Annotated in this window: 15 protein-coding genes; 5 read left to right on the forward strand and 10 right to left on the reverse strand. The window is 67.2% G+C overall.

Going from position 1 to position 15,864, the window contains the following annotated elements:
• Positions 1 to 236: 236 nt before the first annotated feature.
• Positions 237 to 1,064 carry an SAM-dependent methyltransferase gene (locus ABD255_RS07385; RefSeq protein ID WP_344211189.1) on the reverse strand — a complete coding sequence of 276 codons (828 nt, stop codon included), beginning with the start codon at positions 1,062 to 1,064 and terminating at the stop codon, positions 237 to 239.
• A 534-nt stretch (positions 1,065 to 1,598) separates the two neighbouring features.
• On the opposite strand from ABD255_RS07385, the gene ABD255_RS07390 reads away from it, so the two are divergent.
• On the forward strand, positions 1,599 to 1,832 hold the full coding sequence (locus tag ABD255_RS07390; protein WP_344211191.1) for a DUF397 domain-containing protein: 234 nt from the start codon (positions 1,599 to 1,601) through the stop codon (positions 1,830 to 1,832).
• A gap of 234 nt (positions 1,833 to 2,066) precedes the next feature.
• Here ABD255_RS07390 and ABD255_RS07395 read toward each other — a convergent pair whose 3' ends face one another.
• Both ABD255_RS07395 and ABD255_RS07400 read right to left on the reverse strand, forming a co-directional pair.
• Positions 2,067 to 2,252: a hypothetical protein gene (locus ABD255_RS07395; protein WP_344211193.1), complete on the reverse strand. Its 186-nt coding sequence runs from the start codon at positions 2,250 to 2,252 to the stop codon at positions 2,067 to 2,069.
• Positions 2,253 to 2,278: 26 nt separating this feature from the next.
• Positions 2,279 to 2,470, reverse strand: coding sequence for a hypothetical protein (locus ABD255_RS07400; RefSeq protein WP_344211195.1), 192 nt, complete (start codon positions 2,468 to 2,470; stop codon positions 2,279 to 2,281).
• Between the two features lie 485 nt (positions 2,471 to 2,955).
• On the opposite strand from ABD255_RS07400, the gene ABD255_RS07405 reads away from it, so the two are divergent.
• Positions 2,956 to 3,828 carry a helix-turn-helix domain-containing protein gene (locus ABD255_RS07405; RefSeq protein WP_344211265.1) on the forward strand — a complete coding sequence of 291 codons (873 nt, stop codon included), beginning with the start codon at positions 2,956 to 2,958 and terminating at the stop codon, positions 3,826 to 3,828.
• Positions 3,829 to 3,882: 54 nt separating this feature from the next.
• Here the strand turns inward: ABD255_RS07405 and ABD255_RS07410 are convergent, their stop codons facing one another.
• On the reverse strand, positions 3,883 to 4,509 hold the full coding sequence (locus ABD255_RS07410) for a DUF2461 domain-containing protein (protein WP_344211197.1): 627 nt from the start codon (positions 4,507 to 4,509) through the stop codon (positions 3,883 to 3,885).
• Positions 4,510 to 4,527: 18 nt separating this feature from the next.
• Between ABD255_RS07410 and ABD255_RS07415 the strand changes: the two genes are divergently transcribed.
• The 3 genes from ABD255_RS07415 to ABD255_RS07425 all read left to right on the forward strand — a co-directional run bounded on the left by ABD255_RS07415 (position 4,528) and on the right by ABD255_RS07425 (position 6,943).
• Complete coding sequence (locus ABD255_RS07415) at positions 4,528 to 5,490, forward strand: NAD-dependent epimerase/dehydratase family protein (RefSeq protein WP_344211199.1); 963 nt, start codon at positions 4,528 to 4,530, stop codon at positions 5,488 to 5,490.
• Positions 5,483 to 6,634, forward strand: coding sequence for a MalY/PatB family protein (locus ABD255_RS07420; RefSeq protein WP_344211201.1), 1,152 nt, complete (start codon positions 5,483 to 5,485; stop codon positions 6,632 to 6,634). Before ABD255_RS07415 ends, ABD255_RS07420 begins: the two co-directional genes overlap by 8 nt.
• An 87-nt stretch (positions 6,635 to 6,721) precedes the next feature.
• Positions 6,722 to 6,943: a SapB/AmfS family lanthipeptide gene (locus ABD255_RS07425; protein ID WP_344211203.1), complete on the forward strand. Its 222-nt coding sequence runs from the start codon at positions 6,722 to 6,724 to the stop codon at positions 6,941 to 6,943.
• Between the two features lie 51 nt (positions 6,944 to 6,994).
• On the opposite strand, the gene ABD255_RS07430 is transcribed toward ABD255_RS07425, so the two are convergent.
• The 6 genes from ABD255_RS07430 to ABD255_RS07455 all read right to left on the reverse strand — a co-directional run bounded on the left by ABD255_RS07430 (position 6,995) and on the right by ABD255_RS07455 (position 15,780).
• Entirely contained in the window at positions 6,995 to 7,669 is a 675-nt protein-coding gene (locus ABD255_RS07430) for a response regulator transcription factor (RefSeq protein WP_344211205.1), read from the reverse strand.
• Between the two features lie 111 nt (positions 7,670 to 7,780).
• Complete coding sequence (locus tag ABD255_RS07435; protein WP_344211207.1) at positions 7,781 to 8,065, reverse strand: alpha/beta fold hydrolase family protein; 285 nt, start codon at positions 8,063 to 8,065, stop codon at positions 7,781 to 7,783.
• A 5-nt stretch (positions 8,066 to 8,070) separates the two neighbouring features.
• Entirely contained in the window at positions 8,071 to 9,015 is a 945-nt protein-coding gene (locus ABD255_RS07440; RefSeq protein ID WP_344211209.1) for an epoxide hydrolase family protein, read from the reverse strand.
• Positions 8,961 to 9,251, reverse strand: coding sequence for a hypothetical protein (locus ABD255_RS07445; RefSeq protein WP_344211211.1), 291 nt, complete (start codon positions 9,249 to 9,251; stop codon positions 8,961 to 8,963). Before ABD255_RS07445 ends, ABD255_RS07440 begins: the two co-directional genes overlap by 55 nt.
• A 278-nt stretch (positions 9,252 to 9,529) precedes the next feature.
• Positions 9,530 to 12,364 (reverse strand): TIM-barrel domain-containing protein, encoded by a 2,835-nt coding sequence (locus ABD255_RS07450; protein ID WP_344211267.1) that lies wholly within the window; start codon positions 12,362 to 12,364, stop codon positions 9,530 to 9,532.
• A 107-nt stretch (positions 12,365 to 12,471) separates the two neighbouring features.
• Positions 12,472 to 15,780 carry a TIM-barrel domain-containing protein gene (locus ABD255_RS07455; RefSeq protein ID WP_344211213.1) on the reverse strand — a complete coding sequence of 1,103 codons (3,309 nt, stop codon included), beginning with the start codon at positions 15,778 to 15,780 and terminating at the stop codon, positions 12,472 to 12,474.
• Positions 15,781 to 15,864 lie beyond the last annotated feature (84 nt).

Here is a 15,864-nt window from a genome sequence, read left to right on the forward strand (position 1 = left end):
CCAACCCACCCCGTCCAACCCACCGCCCAACCCACCCCGTCCAACCCACCGCCCCCACCCCGACGCACCGACGCACCGACGCACCGACGCACCGCTACCCCCACCACACCTGCGAGCTTGCTCGCGTCCTCAGCCGCACACCCACGGACCACCCGCCCACAACCTCCCGGCGAAGAAACAACAAAGCGCGCGCCCCGCTCTGCGGGACGCGCGCTAGTGGTGAACGACTCCGGGGATCAGCCCTTCTTCGCGATTCCCGCCATCAGGATCCGCTGGTACGGCTGCAGTTCGTCGACGTCCGGAACATCTGCTTCCGGGTCCTCCGGGAACCACCGCGCCAGGAAGTCCAGCCCCGGCGGAATCAGCGGCAGACCGAGGAAGTGCTGCTCGATCCGCTCCGGGGTCCGGATCCAGCCGTTGCCCAGACTCTCCAGGCCGGCCTGCTCCATCCCCTTCTGCAGCGGCTCGCCGGTGTCGACGAAGTCGGTGATGAAGAGATAGCTGCCCGGGGCGAGCCTGTCCATGATGGTGCGGACCCACTCGTCCGGCTTCTCGTCGTCGTGGAAGTGCATGTGGATGCCGACGATCATCAGCGCGATCGGCCGGCTGAAGTCCAGGTGCGCCTGGATCTCCTTGTTCTCCAGGATGCCCTGCGGCTCGCGCAGATCCGCCGTGACCACGATGGTGCTGTTGTTCGTCGCCAGCAACGCGCGGCCGTGCGCGAGCACGATCGGGTCGTTGTCGACGTAGGCCACCTTGGCTTCAGGGTTGATCTCCTGCGCCGCCTGGTGGGTGTTCTTCTGGGTCGGCAGGCCGCTGCCGATGTCGAGGAACTGGTCGATCCCCGCAGCCCGGACCAGATACTGCACGCCCTTGACCAGGGCCTCCCGGTTCTCGATCGCGCAGCGACCGGCGTCCGGAACGTACTTCAGGTAGAGCGCCGCGCCCTCGCGGTCGGCGGCGAAATTGTCCTTGCCACCGAGCAGCGCGTCATAGACGCGGGCGATGGTCGGTTGGGAGGTGTCGAACTCCGGAGGAGCATCCGGGCCGTCGGGAGTCGCCATCGGCGCAGCCTTTGTGTTGTAGGGAATCGTTGCCGCCATCGTAGTGCATCTACATACCACTGGCAGCCTGGTTCGGCGCTTACGGGAGTGTCCGCGAACCGATTTAACAAAGGCCGCACGCTGCCTGATCTCTCAACTACGCAAGGCCTGTCCGGGTTACGCCCGTACGTCCTGACATAGCGGGTGGATTCCGGGTTGATCTTCCCCTCCTTGTCTTTACCTAACCCCTCAACAGACCGGCCCGAAGCGCCGCCTTCCAGGCACCTTGCGCATCCCGGCCAGGCGGTCGGCACGGGCAGTCGGGGCGGGCCCTCGCGCCGAGCGGTGCGGCCGCCGGCGCACCTGCGGCGTGCGGGCAGCGGACGCGGCCGATCGGCGCCGCGATCGGTCACCGGGAGCTACTCGCAGGCGGAAGAAAACGGGCGTTTGACGACGCTCCGTAATGAACCGGACACACGGGCTGCAAACGTGTACGATGCAAATGCAAGCCCAAATGCACGTGCATATGCCAAAGACGTACGGAAGGTGCAGCTGATGACTGCTGTCTACAACGGCATGCCCGGCGACGCGATGAGCGAGCTGACCTGGCGGAAGAGTCAGCGGAGTGGCCCGAACGGCAACTGCGTAGAGGTAGCGAAGCTTCCTGGCGGCGGCGTGGCGATGCGGAACTCGCGTCACACGGATGGACCGGCGCTGGTCTTCACCAAGGCCGAGATCGAGGCGTTCCTCGGGGGCGTCCACGACGGCGAGTTCGACGACCTCGCCTAGAGCAATCCGGAAGCAAGAGGCCCCTTCACCAGGCGAGTGGTGAAGGGGCCTCTTAACGTCCCGGCGCCCGCCGCCGCGGACGGCGAGGCACGCGGCGCACGCGGCACACGCGACTGAGGCACGCGGACACCACACGCGTGCGGGTACGACAAAGGCCGACCTTCGGGCATGAAGGCCGGCCTCGGTGGTGCTCGGCAGCTACTGCTCTTACCGGCGCAGCAGACCGCTCTATTACTACTGGACGGTGAGCGGCCAGAGTTGTTCGCTGGGAAGCTCTGAGGCTCCCGCGGTCGCCGTTCCGTCCACGGTGATTCGCAGACCGGTGAACTTGGGCGTCATCACCCGCTGGTAGCGCGAGGCCCGGTCAGGCTCCGCGACGTACTCTGCGATCAGGTGGTCGCCCAACCAGATCCGCACCATTTTTCGGCCTCCTGCTCGGTCGGTGGTCATCCCAGGCTCACGATCGGATCGCCGTCCAACAGGCGTTCGCCGCGAAGCCAGCCCTCGAAGGCCCAGCGCTGCTGCTCGGGGCAGCGCGCCACCAGTTCCTGGATCTCCCGCTCGGTCAACTCGTCGGGCGCGCGCTCCCCGGAGGGGCGGGCGGCGAACTCGAAGGACTCGGTGTCGTCGTTACTCATCGACTCGGGTTCCCCAACCAGTCGTGCCGGCGAAACCGCGCCGACGGGGGCCAGTGGACCGGCTGACTGAATCACGCGATGTCACTTTTTGCGAGATTCAGCTCACCTTCTGTGCATGAAGCAATCATGGCGGTCGCACGATACGAATGCAAGCGCCCGATGCACGTGCATCCGCACGTTTTTGAGTTGTGACCATCTGAAGGCTGTCTGAGCGGGTCCGAACCGCTCATCTGAGCACCAGAAGGCCGAATTCGGTTGACCGGGAAGCGATTTCCATCGAGTCGGTCGCCTTGGGCGGCCGGGATCGTCACCGGCAGCCCACTACACAGAGTAAGTTTTCCGGGAATCGATGCCAGTCCCGGGCCGGACCGGGACCACACCACGAAACATATGTAAGAACTTCGACAGATCACGCTTCGGGCGTGCGATGATTTGTCGGGGTGGGCAGACCCGCCATCGGGTTCGGACAGGCGTCGGAGGTGAGTGTGACGGAGTCGGGCGCTCAGGGCGGGCCGACAGCGCTGCGGATCATTCTCGGCGCGCACCTGCGGCGGATGCGTGAGGCGGCCGGGATCACCCGGTCGGACGCGGGCTGGGAGATCCGCTCGTCGGAGTCCAAGGTCAGCCGGATGGAGTTGGGCCGGGTCGGCTTCAAGGAACGCGACGTCCGCGACCTGCTGACCCTCTACGGTCTCGACGACGGTGAAGAGCGCGAGCGGCTGATGGCTCTCGCGCGCGACGCGAACAACCCCGGCTGGTGGCACCGCTTCGGCGACGTGCTGCCCAGCTGGTTCCACTCCTACCTCGGCCTCGAAGCCGCCGCGCAGCTGATCCGTACCTATGAGCTGCAGTTCGTCCCCGGCCTGCTGCAGACGCAGGAGTACGTCCGGGCCGTCGTCCAGCTGGGCCGCGGCCTGATCCCGGCCGAGGAGGTCGAGCGCCGGGTCTCCCTGCGGGTCAACCGCCAGGAGATCCTGAGCCGGCCGACGAACCCGGTCCGGTTGTGGGCGGTCGTCGACGAGTCCGTACTGCGCCGCCCGATCGGCGGGGTGAAGGCGATGCGGTTGCAGCTCGAGGCGTTGATCGAGGCGACCCACATGCCAAACGTCACGCTGCAGGTGATGCCGTTCAAGTCGGGTGGTCACGCGGCCACCGGCGGCGCGTACAGCATCCTGCGGTTCCCCGAGCAGGATCTGCCGGACATCGTCTACATCGAGCACCTGACCAGCGCGCTCTACCTGGACAAGCTCGAGGACCTCGACCAGTACACGGCCACGATGGAAGCGCTGTGCGTCGCGGCTCCCCCGCCGAGCAAGACGCGGGACATCCTCACCGACATCCTGCACGACTTCAACTGACCACCCGCACCACCCGCACCACCCCCACTACCTGTACTGCGCAAGTACAGGTGGTCAGGCGTTCGCGGTGACCCAGTCCAGGAACGGCACGCAGGCCCGCCAGTCCCGGCGGACCTGATCGACCAGGTCGGCCGAGTGGATGATCGGCTCGAACCCGTACGACTTCCCCAGCGTCATCGACTTGTGCCGGAGCAACTCGATCCGCGGATGGCCGACGTCGTACCCGCGCGGTGTCGTCTTGAGCTTGTCGCCGCCCAGCGTCCACCCGTCGGCGACGAGTTTGCCGAGCAACTTCTCCAACTGCCGCCCTCGCCGATCCTCGTCGATCGCGGTCCGGACCCGAGCGAGCCGGTCGGCCGCCGCCTCGTAGAAGCCCGCCCCGACCCGGACCCCGGGAGCCGAGATCTGGACATACCACCCGGTCGAGGGCCCGCAGGGAATGAAGGCGCCTTGATGCGTCTTGTACGGCGTCTTGTCCTTGGCGAATCGCACATCGCGGTACGGCCGGAAGATCTTGGCCGGCCCGAACTCCTCTTCCAGTTCGGCCAGCAACGCCGTCATCGGCGCCTTCACCGACTCTTCGTAGACGTGTTTGTTCGCCGTCCAGAAGGTCTTGGTGTTGTCCATCTCGAGATCGTCGTAGAAATCCAGCGCGGCCGTCGGGAACCCGGTGAAACCCATGCCCTTAGTGTGAAGGACATGCGCACAGTCGTTATCGGCGGTACCGGACATATCGGCAGCTACCTGGTCCCGGCCCTCGTGCTGGCCGGCCATGAGGTGGTCGTTCTCAGCCGCGGCAAGCGAGAGCCCTATCGGGCCAGCCGGGCATGGGGGCAGGTCGAAGTACAGTCGGTGGACCGGGATGCGGAGGACGCGGCCGGCACCTTCGGGCAGCGGGTCCGGGAACTCCGGGCGGACGTGGTGATCGACCTGATCTGCTTCACCGAGGACAGCGCGCGCCAGTTGGGTGAGGCGCTGCGCGGTGAGGTCCGGCACCTGCTGCACTGCGGCACGATCTGGGTGCACGGTCCGAGTGCGACCGTCCCGACCCGGGAGGACGCACCGCGCACACCGTTCGGGGAGTACGGCATCGCCAAGGCCGCGATCGAGCGCTACCTGCTGAACCGGGATGGGCTGCCGGCGACGATCGTCCATCCGGGGCACATCACCGGACCGGGCTGGGTACCGGTCAATCCGGCCGGGCACCTGAACCCCGGCACCTTCGAAGCTCTTGCTCGGGGCAACGAACTCGCGCTGCCGAACCTCGGCCTGGAAACGGTCCAGCACGTGCACGCCGCCGACGTCGCCGGTGTCTTCCTGGCCGCGATGGCGAACCGGTCCGTCGCGGTCGGCGAGAGTTTCCACGCCGTCGCCGATGGAGCGATGACGCTGCGCGGGTACGCCGAGGGCGTGGCCCGGTGGTTCGGCCGGGAGCCCAGGCTGAGCTTCCTCCCCTGGGACCAGTGGCGGGAGACCGTCTCCGAGACCGAGGCGGCGGTGACCTGGGACCACATCGCGCACAGCCCGCACTGCTCGATGGAGAAGGCGGCCAGGTTGCTCGGCTTCCGTCCTGGGTACTCCGCTCTCGAGGCGACCCTGGAAGCGGTCGCCTGGCTGGTGGACAACGGAAGAATCGAGGTCGAGGAGACGCGGCATGGTTGATCTCCTCGTACCGGAACTGGCGCAGTTGCAGCGGCGGCGGAGCGAGAAGTGGTCGGGGTACGAGCCGGGCGTGATCGGTGCGACGGTCGCCGAGATGGACTTCGTGCTGGCCGAACCGATAGCGAAGGTGCTGCACGACGCGATCAGCAGAAGCGATCTCGGCTATGCCCACGAGGTGCCGGCGCGGCTCAAGCAGGCGTTTACCGGCTTCGCCGAGAGACGGCTCGGGTGGCGGGTGGATCCGGAGCAACTGACGCTCATCCCGGAGGTGCTGATCGGCCTGATCGAGCTGTGCCGGGTGCTGGCACCGGGTGGTTCCGTCGCCTTCGCCACCGCGGGCTACCCGCCGTACCTGAAACAACTCCCGCCCGCCGGGTTCACGACCGTCCTGATTCCCCTGCGCGAGGACGGCTGGTTCGACCTCGATCGCCTGGCCGGCGAGCTGAGGGCAGGGCTGAAGGTGCTCGTGCTCGCCAATCCGCACAACCCGACCGGCCGGGTGCTGCCGCGGGAAGAGCTCGAGCAGATCGCGGACCTGTGCGCGGAGTACGGCGCCTGGGTGCTCGCCGACGAGATCCACGCACCGCTGGTGCTCCCCGGAGCCAAGCACGTGCCCTGGTTCGAGGTCTCCGACGCCGCTCGGGAGTGCGGGATCTCGTTGACCTCGGCGTCGAAGGCGTTCAACCTGGCCGGGCTGAAGGCCGCGCTGATGGTGACGGCCTCCGACCGCGCCCAGGACGTCGTCCGCCGCCTGCCCTTCACCGCCGAGCAAGTGGGGCTACTCGGCGTGATCGCCGCCGAAGCGGCGTTCGCGGAGGGTGACGCCTGGCTCGATGCGCTGATCCGGCAACTGGACGCGAACCGCTCGCTGCTGATCGACCTGCTCGCCACCGAACTTCCCCAGGTCGGGTGGAAACCGCCGCAGGCGACGTACCTCGCGTGGCTCGATCTGAGTCGGCTCGGCCTCGGCGACGAGCCCGAGAAAGCCCTTCTACACAAGGCGAAAGTGGCCCTGGGGTCCGGCCGCGACTACGATCCGGACAGCACCGGCTTCGTCCGTCTCAACTTCGGCACCAGCGCCGGACTCGTCACCGAGCTGGTCACCAGGATCGCCGGTGCCGCCGGCAACCTTAATGATTGCTGACAGCAACCGTGCCCGGAGCCCGTTCGCGGCCGGCGAGGGGCCGGTACCTACGCATCGGTCAACCACTGCGTTTTTCACGGTCGAGACATGACGTCACCCACTACGCCGCGGCACCCCTCGAAGACCACGATGTGGCCGGTAACGGTCCCGACGAATCGCAAGGAGATGGTCACGATGGCACTGCTCGACCTGCAGGGGCTCGAAATTCCGACCGGCGGCGGCGGACACAACGGCGGCGGCAGCACGCTGACCGTGCTCGGCTGCGGCTCGGCCCGTCCAAGCAACATCAGCCTGCTGCTCTGCCACTGAGGTACTCAGACCTCAGTGATTGGCCGGATCTGGCGGCGGCTGCGGCTGCCGTCAGATCCAGCCGGCCTCCTCCGCCTTGCGGATCGCCTCGATCCGGCTCCGCGACTCGGTCTTGGCCAGGATGTGCGACAGGTAGTTGCGCACCGTCCCCGCGCTCAGACACAACTTGTGCGCGATCTCCTGCGCTGTGGCGCCGGTGGCGACCAACCGCAGCACCTCCCGCTCCCGATCGGTGAGCGGATTCTGCTCGGCCCGCAGCGCGGCCATCGCCAACTCCAGGTCGAGCACCGGCCGGCCGTGCGCGATCTCCCGGACCGCCACCACCAACTCGTCCGGGGACGCGTCGGTCGCGATCAACCCGACCCGCGGCGCCAGCCGGACCAGCGCGACACTGGTGGCGACCGACTCCTGCCGGTCCACCAGGACCAGCACCCCCGGTCGTTGCCGGCAGACCTGTTCGACCCCGACCTCAGCCGGCATCCTCGACTCGAGCACGAGCACGTCCGGGCGCTCGAGGGCGACCGCGGTCAGCAGTTGGTCCGCGTCGTCGACCTCGGCCACCACGCGGAGATCACTCTCTTTGGACAACACCGCGGCCAAGGCGCCCCTCAGCATTTTGCCGCGGTGTCCAAGCAATACCCGGATCACCACCGAACTCCCCCCTACGACACCTTCCGGCGGCTCGCCGGGGATCGGAAGTCCCGCGGCGACCCTGAAAGCCGTCATCGCCAGTCTGGGCACGATCTGCCGAATTGTCACGACCTCAAGGGGTTGCAGTTACCCGGCGAATACGCTTGGCAGGCAGGGGATGCGGGAAGACCCTGTGATCCGCGCCGCTCAGCCGGGCAGCTGACCGAAGAATGCTCGAATATCGGCGACGAGCAGTTCCGGTAATTCCATCGCGGCGAAATGCCCGCCGCGCGGATAGTGCGTCCAGCGCACGATGTTGTTCGTCCGTTCGGCGATATGCCGCAGCGGGATGAAGTTCTCCGCGGCGAAATCCGCGAGGGCGGTCGGGGTGCCGGACGGCTCGATCGGATCGCCCCAGTAGTCGGCGTGCGCGCGCTCGTAGTAGATCCGCGCGGCCGACCCCGCGGTACCGGTGAGCCAGTACAGCATCACGTTCGTCAGCAGTTGGTCGCGGTCGACGGGCGCGTCCGACCACTCCTCGAACTTCTCCGCGATCCAGGCCAGTTGCCCGACCGGGGAGTCCGTGAGCGCGTAGGCGAGGTCTGCGGCCGGGTGGACTGCAGGTCGGCATACCCCTGCCTATCCTTCGCCCACGCCTGGAACCGGTGCCACGAGGCCAGCGTGCGCTCGCGTTCGTCAGGCGCCAACTCCGCCAATTCGTCCTCGGTCGGCTCCGTCGTCGCTCCCGCGCCCGGGATCAGGTTCAGGTGTACTCCGACCACGCGGTCCGGGTGGATCCGCCCGAGCTCCCGCGAGATGTACGCACCCCAGTCACCACCCTGTACGCCGTACCGGTCGTAGCCAAGGCGCTCCATCAGTACGCCGAAGGCCCGGGCGACTCGTTTGCCATCCCAGCCGGTCTCCCTCGTCGGCCCGGACAGCCCGAACCCGGGAATGCTCGGGATCACGAGATCGAAGGCGTCGGCCGGATCGCCACCGTGCGCCCGGGGAGCGGTCAACGGGCCCGCCACCTGCTGGAACTCCACGATCGAGCCCGGCCAGCCGTGCGTGATGAGCAGCGGAGTCGCGTCGGGCTCCGGCGACCGCAGGTGCGCGAAGTGCACGGTCGCACCGTCGATGATGGTGGTGTACTGCGCCCACTCGTTGAGCCGGGCCTCGGCCTTCCGCCAGTCGTACCCGTCGCGCCAGTACCGGACCAGCTCCCGCAGGTAGTCCAGCGGAACCCCGTAGGCCCACCCGACGCCCGGCAGCTCGTCCGGCCACCGCACCCGGTCGAGCCGTGCGTGCAGGTCGTCCAGGTCTGCCTGGCGGACGTCGAGGTGGAACGGTTGGATGCTCGTGGCGACACCGTCCCAGCTGGACCGGTTCAGGCGTGGACCCGGTCGTGGACGACCTTCACCGCGACCGCGGCGGCCAGGCACAGCGCACCGGCCACCATCACGAGGATGACCAGGGTGCTGGAGTTGCTCAGCCGGCCATCGCAGGCCATCGGCGTGATGCCGCCGGCCGGCTGGAAGACCGAACCACAATCCATCCCCGCGGCCGCCACCGACCGGAAGCCGAGAAGGACACCGCCGAGCAGCAGAGCCACCCCGGCGATGCTCAGAATCTTGTTCGCCGCCGTCATCGTGGCACCGACGCCGGCTTCCGCGGGCATGCCGACGGCACGACCCGACTGCCCCGTTGCACTTCGCTCACTCCTGACTTCGACTGACACCTCTCCGAAGGTACGGTTCCCGGCCCGTCGGGCCACATCCGCAGAGCCGTCAGCAGCGAATCTTCACACAGTCCTTACTCAGGACATACTCGCACGTGACGATCGTCTCAGAGCGCGCGACAGCCGGTGACACTGGCATCACCGTGCCAGGAACTGGACGACTGTCCAGAACCCGGAACGCGCTCTCCGGATACCGGAGAGCGCGTCGTCCAAGGAGGTCAGAAGGTCCCTGTCGTCGTCCCTCCAGACCCGGTCGAGGGGGTGGTGAACTGGACGTTCGGATTCGGTCCCCACTGATCGGCCGTCGCCGGGTAGTTCGCCTCTTGCCGCTTGACGCACTTCCACTCAACGGCTGTGCTCGGCGGCAGGTTACTGATCGTCCCGGTCCAGGTCGGGTAGCTGGTCGGCGAGAGCTTCACCGCGCTCGCCACGGACCACCCGCCCAGCTGCGGCGCGCTGCCCACGACGTACACGGACTGGCCGGCCGTGGTGGTGCCGTTGGTGCAGCTGAACGTCTTCGACACGACCGCCTGGCCGAGGGTGAAGACGAACGACTTGGCCGTGGATGTCGCGAGCGCGGCCGACTTGGCAACGACCAGGTTGCCGCCCGCGTTGTACCAGCCGCTCGCCGCCGCGTCGAAGGCCGCCTTGTTCGCGTACTGCGTGAGTGCGGTCCCGTTGAGCGTGACGGCCGAGGCCTGGGTGTCCGCCACCAGCTCGACCACGTTCTGGCGGCTCGACGGCGCACCGGTGTAGGTCCCCGACGAGGCCGCGATGCCGACCGTGGCGGTGCTGCCGGATCGGGACTGGGTCAGGTTCGTGGTCCGCTTGGCGCCGGTCTGGTACCCGACGGTCGACCCGTCGTCCTCGGCCAGCGTGAACGACGACGCGGTGGTGTCCGAGTAGACCCGGGCCACCAACTCGTTGCGCGACGTACCGTCGGCTCGTTTGCCGACCACGTTCATCGTCTGGTCGTCGACGAACATCTTCGGGATGATCGCGCCGCCGCGGGCGTAGGCGGGCAGCTGGAACTTGCCGTTGCGCCACAGCGGCACGTCGGTCAGGGTCTGGCCGGTGCTGACCGTCTTGGTGTTCGTGTAGTAGTCGTACCAGGTCCCGGCCGGCAGGTAGACGTCCCGCTTGCGCTGGTTCGCCCCGGCCGCGACGCCGACCAGCAGGTCCTTGCCGATCAGCTTCTCGTGGCCGACCTCCCGAACGTTCGGGTCGTTCTGGTACTGGTAGACCAGCGGCGGGATCAGCGGTTCGCCGGTGGTGTGGGCGCGGTGCGCGAGCGAGTAGTAGTACGGCGTGAGCTCGTACCGCTGCCGCAGGTTCGCCAGGTTGCTCGGCACGTCGCCGATCGAGTCCGGCGAGGTCTCCGCGCAGTTGCAGAGGTTCTCGGTGTGCGGGCGGATCGGTACGTCGAACCAGGACGAGTTCGCGAACCACTGGGTGTAGAGCTCGTTCAGGTCGGTGTTGAGCATCTCCCGCCGGAAGCCGCCGATGTCGGAGCCGAAGTAGTCGATGCCGGACATCGACATGTGCAGCTGGACGTTCTGCTGCGACGCGAGCGCCGTGAGCTTCGACCCGATGTCGCCGGACCACATCGCCGTACCGGTGCGCTGGATGCCACCGGCGGCCGACCGGGCGAGCATGAACGGTCGTTGCTGCACCGCGTTGTCCGTGTAGCCCTTGGCGATCCCGCGGGCCCACTCGAGGTTGTAGAGGTTGTGGTAGTCGGAGTGCGCGTGCTTGCCGGGGAGGAGCCCCGCGGTCCAGTCGTTGGCGTCGTACATCTCGGGCTCGCCGAGGTCGAGCCAGTGACCCATCACTCCGTCGTTGACCAGGGGCTGGCGCTGGCCGTTGTGCCACTGCGCGCTCGCGGCCGGCTGGGTCCAGTCGATCATGCCGCCGCGACCCCACCAGTCGTTCCCCGTCAGGTACGCCGGGCTGCAGCTCGAGCAGCCGGCCCGGATCAGGTAGCCACTCGCCGCCATGCTCGAGTGCTCGGGCAGGTTCTTCCCGATGTACGACTCCTCGATCGTCATCACCCCGACGCCGTTGGTGTTCTTGTACGCCGCCAGCTTGGTCGCCGGACTCGGGAAGTTGACCGGGTCCCACTCCAGCGTGCCCATCCGGGTGTTGTCCGAGCCCGCGGTGACGCCGCCGAACCAGTTCACGTCGAGCATCACGCCGTCGGTCGGGAACTTGTTCGCCCGCAGCCCGTTCAGCGTGCTGTCGATCTCGGACCAGTTGTCGTAGCCGTACTCCGACATCCACAGGCCGAACGCCTTCTTCGGCGGCACCGGCGGCCGGCCGGTCAGCTCCAGGTAGTCCTTGCGCAGATCGGGCAGGTCCGGTCCCGACATCACGTACCAGCGCAACTGGTCGCCGAAGGTGTCCATCGTCCAGGGATCGCCGGTCAGGTTCCACTGCTGCTTGTAGACCTGGTCGACGAACATCCCGTAGTTCGTGGTGTTCGCGCCGACCGCGAACAGCACCGGGATCTGCGCGTTGCCGACCGGGCCGTTGTCCGTGTCGTAGAGCATCGCGTTGCCGTAGCTGCCACCCGTGCGCTGCCGTCCCACCCAGTCGCCGTCGGCGCTGCCGCCCATGAAGAACTGTTCGCCGAGTCCGTAGGCGTTCTGCATGGAGGACTTGGTGAAGCTGAGGCCCTTCCAGGCCTGGCTGAGGTTGCGCGGGCAGGTCGTGTTGAGCAGCAACTGCGGGACGCGGGTGGTGTCGTAGATCGTGGCGCAGAGGTTGGACGTGTTGACGTCCACCTTGAGGCCGGGGGTCGTCAGTACGCCGCCGCTCTGGTTGAGGCTGGTCGGGCCCGGGTAGTTGGTCTTGGCGATCTGGGTGGTGGTGAAGATCGGCGAGCCCGTGCCCGGCCCGGCCCCCGCTCCCATTTCGAAGTGGACCAGGTCGTCGTCCAGGAACTCAACCACCAGATAGTTGCCTCCGGCAGTGAACTGAACTCGTTGCACCACCGCTTGAGCCGTCTGCGCAGGCAGGGCCACCAGCAACGGCAGCACCATCACCAGCGCCATCAGCCGCACGAGGGCCGCCCTACTCCTCCCAACCCCCGAGCGAAGCGAGGTGGTGTTCATACCCCTCCCAACCCCCGAGCGAAGCGAGGGGATGTTCTTTCCCTTGTTCATGGGCGGGCCACCGTGATGTTGTCGAGGTTGATCCCGCCGGTGCCGTAGACCACTTTCACCACACGTTTACCGGCGGTGAGGTTGGTCGTGAGAGTCGCGGTCCCCCAGGTGTCCCAGTTGCCCGTGCTCGGCAGATTGACCGAGCCGACGTTCACCCCGTCCACTTGGATGGTCCTGGTCGCGGCAGTCGCCGCGCCGTTGGAGTAGCGGAGCTTGATGACGTGGCTGCCGGTGACACCGGCGTTCGTGTCGACCTGGACGGAGTCCCCTGCCGTCTCGAACCCGTCGACGAAGCCGGTGCCGGTGTACCCCGGGTGGTTGGTGTTGGTCGTCGTACCGGTGTTGCTGCCGAACTCGGCCTCATAAGCGGCCTTGTCGACACCATTCAGTACTACGCTCCGCGCCGTCGCGCTGGACGCGGTCTTGACCAGCGTGAGCTGCTGGACCGGATCCCAGTACCATCCCTCGGCGGCTGCCTGCAGAGCGGCGAGCGTGGCGTGCGCCGTCATGGCCGAGCCGCTCTTCGTCACCGAGGTCGGCTTGCTCGACGCCACCTGGAGCGTGCTCTTGGTGGCCAGCGGCGGAACGCTGACGGTCACCTGGTGGGCGGCGAAGTTCTCGGTGGACGTGACCGTCCGGGTCTGGTTCGCCGAGTCCTCGAAATACCCGTAGCTCGTCGTCCCGGATGGGTAGATGCGGAACGCCAGGTTCGTGTAGGTGTCGACGCTGTTGCCGATGTTTCCGCCCAGCTCGTAGTTCGCGTTGAGGTTGAGCGGGACGATCGCGCCGGCCTTGGCGTAGACGGGGATGGTGCTGGTGTCGGCGTTGTAGACCTTCGTACCGGCGCCCTGCGCACGACCGCCGTTCCAGAAGTCGTACCACTCGCCCGCGGGCAGGTAGACGTTCTTGCTGGTCGCACCCTGCGTGGTGATCGGTGCCACCAGCAACTGCCGGCCGAACATGTACTGCTGGTCCTGAGCCGCCGCTGTCGCGTCACCCGGGTAGGCGACGCTCATCGCCTGCATCATCGGAAGACCCGTGGTGGAGGCGTTCTTGGCCTCCGTGTAGAGGTACGGGATCAGGTTCATCCGGGTGTTGGCGAACTTACGGAACTTCGGAATCACCGTGGCGTCACCGCTGCGAGCCTGGACGTTCCACGGGGTCCGCGCCTCGGAGACGCCGGGGTTCGACTTCTCCGAGTGGTACTGCATGATCGGCGAGAAGGTGGCCTGCGCCGCCGAGCGGAGGTAGAGCTCGCTGCTCGGGAAGGTGCCGGTGAACCCGGCCATGTCCCAGGACCAGAACGGGATGCCTGACTGGCCGGCGCTCTGACCTGCGCGAACCGCCTGCTGGAAGGCGTCGAAGGTGGACGCCTGGTCGCCGGCCCAGAAGATCGAGTTGGCCTGGGCGCCCGCGGTACCGCCGCGGCTGAACAGCACGCCCTGGGTGCCGGTCTTCGTCTCGACGAAGTCCTTGTAGGCCCGGGTGTACTCGTTCGGGTAGGCGTTGTGCAGTTCGTCGCCCTTGCGGCCGCTGCCGCTGGTCACGTTGCGGCCGAAGACCGCCTCGCTGCCGTCGGTCTTGAAGCCGTCGATGCCGACGTCGTCGAACAGGTAGGAACGCTTGCTCATCCACCAGTTGGTGGCCGCCGTCTTGGTGAAGTCGGGCACGGTGCTGTTGCCGAACCACTGGCCGGACGGGATCCGGTAGGGGCCGCCGGCACCATCGCCGAGGACATAGCCCTGGGCAACGGCATAGTCGCGGTCGTTGACGTGCTGCTGCGGAGCTGTCGGTGGATTGGAGTCGAAGTCCTGTTTCAGCACCGGGATCTGCCAGAGGATCATCTTGATGTTCTGGTTGTGCGCCGCGGTGACCATCGCCTTCGGATTGCTCCAGGCCGTGCCCGCGGGGAAGGTCAGGTCGCTGTACGCGAGCGCCTGGCTGCCCGGCTTCGGCGTGTACGTCGCGCCGTGCCACAGGTAGAAGGTCGCCTCGTCCGCCCACTGCTCGAGCACCATCGCGCTGTGCGGGATGTTGTTCGACGTCACGTTGGCCAGTTCGGCGTTCACCTCGGTCTGGGTGTTCCACTCGTTCGCGGACATCCACAGCCCGAAGGACCACTTCGGCGGCAGCTTCGGCCTGGCGGTGATCGCCGTGTACTGGTCGAGGATCTCGGCCCTGGTCCCGGTGAAGAAGTGGTAGTCGACCGTCGAGTTGAGCGCGCCGCTGGTGTCCACGGTGAACCCGGCCATGTCACTGAGGTGCGTGCCGAAGTTGAACACGGAGTACCGGGTGCTGGGGACGTAGATGCCGTAGCCGGCGGAGTTCGTGAAGAACGGGACGCTGAGGTAGGTCCGAGCCGTCGGGCCCTGATCCTGGTACTGGTTGTAGACGTAGTTGTGGACGTCCTTGCCGCGCTGGTTCAACGCGTCGTACCGCTCGCCGAGTCCTTCGAAGCGCTCGGCCGCCGGTGAGAGCCAGTGGTCCTCGACCTTGGTGACCGTCGTACTGCCGTCGCTGGCCCAGCCGGTGTTGCGGAAGGTGGCAGGGTCGTACTGGCGCGCGATCAGGGTGGTGCCGTCGCCCTTGTAAACGGCGACGCGGTACGGGGTCTTCTGGATCTTCACGACCACCTTCGGGGTGGCGAGCTGCAGAGTGGTCGGGCTGTCGGTCACCGTGTACGCCGAGGAGCCACTGATGTTGAGGCCGCTGCCGGTGGGAGCGACCTGGACGTGGAACCGGTCGGTCGCGGGGAAGGCGAACCGCACCTTCGGGGTGAAGCTGCCCGCGGTGTCCCCGGTGGTGACATCGACGCTGGTGCCGTTGTTGACGAAGCCGGAGACGTTGCCCGTACCGGAGAAGCTGGTGACCGCGAAGGAGAACGGGCCGGTCGTCTTCTGGTTGGCGCCGTCGACGTCCGCGTTGACCGTGTACGTGATCTTGTCACCGCGCGCGAAGGTGCCGAGGGCAACCTTCCAGTAGGTGTTGTTGCCGCTGTTGTAGTCGAAAGCGGCACCGACCGGTGTCTGGTTCACGCCGTTCTTGGTCCAGGTGATCCAGACCGTCTGACCGGGTGAGATCGGCCAGGTGGTCGCCTTGACCTGGACGGCCTGACCGGCCATCGGATCGCGGGGTGCCCGCTCGGTCGGGGCGGTGTTGTAGAGCTCGTCGGCGCCGTACGGGGCGTGGAAGACGCCGGTCAGCGTGCCGGCGTAGGCGGGCGTGGGGGTGAACTGGAAGAGGACCGCTGCGAACACCAGGATCGCGGCGATCAGCCTCCTTCGCGGCATCAGGGCGTGTTGCATCGACAGCCTCACTTCTCCGGCTGAACGCCGGCACGGGAAGAAACGACAGAGCTGGGTGGTCAGACGGAGCGGGTGTTCAGGCGG

The organism is Kribbella sancticallisti (genome assembly GCF_039530625.1).
In the GTDB taxonomy this organism is placed as follows: Bacteria; Actinomycetota; Actinomycetes; order Propionibacteriales; family Kribbellaceae; genus Kribbella; species Kribbella sancticallisti.

Coding starts and splice junctions, on each gene's coding strand:
- ABD255_RS07385 (WP_344211189.1), bottom strand. CDS start 1,064: ATGGCGACTCCCGACGGCCCGGATGCTCCTCCGGAGTTCGACACCTCC.
- ABD255_RS07410 (WP_344211197.1), bottom strand. CDS start 4,509: ATGGGTTTCACCGGGTTCCCGACGGCCGCGCTGGATTTCTACGACGAT.
- ABD255_RS07445 (WP_344211211.1), bottom strand. CDS start 9,251: ATGCCCGCGGAAGCCGGCGTCGGTGCCACGATGACGGCGGCGAACAAG.
- ABD255_RS07420 (WP_344211201.1), top strand. CDS start 5,483: ATGGTTGATCTCCTCGTACCGGAACTGGCGCAGTTGCAGCGGCGGCGG.
- ABD255_RS07415 (WP_344211199.1), top strand. CDS start 4,528: ATGCGCACAGTCGTTATCGGCGGTACCGGACATATCGGCAGCTACCTG.
- ABD255_RS07450 (WP_344211267.1), bottom strand. CDS start 12,364: ATGGCGCTGGTGATGGTGCTGCCGTTGCTGGTGGCCCTGCCTGCGCAG.
- ABD255_RS07395 (WP_344211193.1), bottom strand. CDS start 2,252: ATGGTGCGGATCTGGTTGGGCGACCACCTGATCGCAGAGTACGTCGCG.
- ABD255_RS07400 (WP_344211195.1), bottom strand. CDS start 2,470: ATGAGTAACGACGACACCGAGTCCTTCGAGTTCGCCGCCCGCCCCTCC.
- ABD255_RS07430 (WP_344211205.1), bottom strand. CDS start 7,669: ATGACGGCTTTCAGGGTCGCCGCGGGACTTCCGATCCCCGGCGAGCCG.
- ABD255_RS07455 (WP_344211213.1), bottom strand. CDS start 15,780: ATGCAACACGCCCTGATGCCGCGAAGGAGGCTGATCGCCGCGATCCTG.
- ABD255_RS07425 (WP_344211203.1), top strand. CDS start 6,722: ATGACGTCACCCACTACGCCGCGGCACCCCTCGAAGACCACGATGTGG.
- ABD255_RS07390 (WP_344211191.1), top strand. CDS start 1,599: ATGACTGCTGTCTACAACGGCATGCCCGGCGACGCGATGAGCGAGCTG.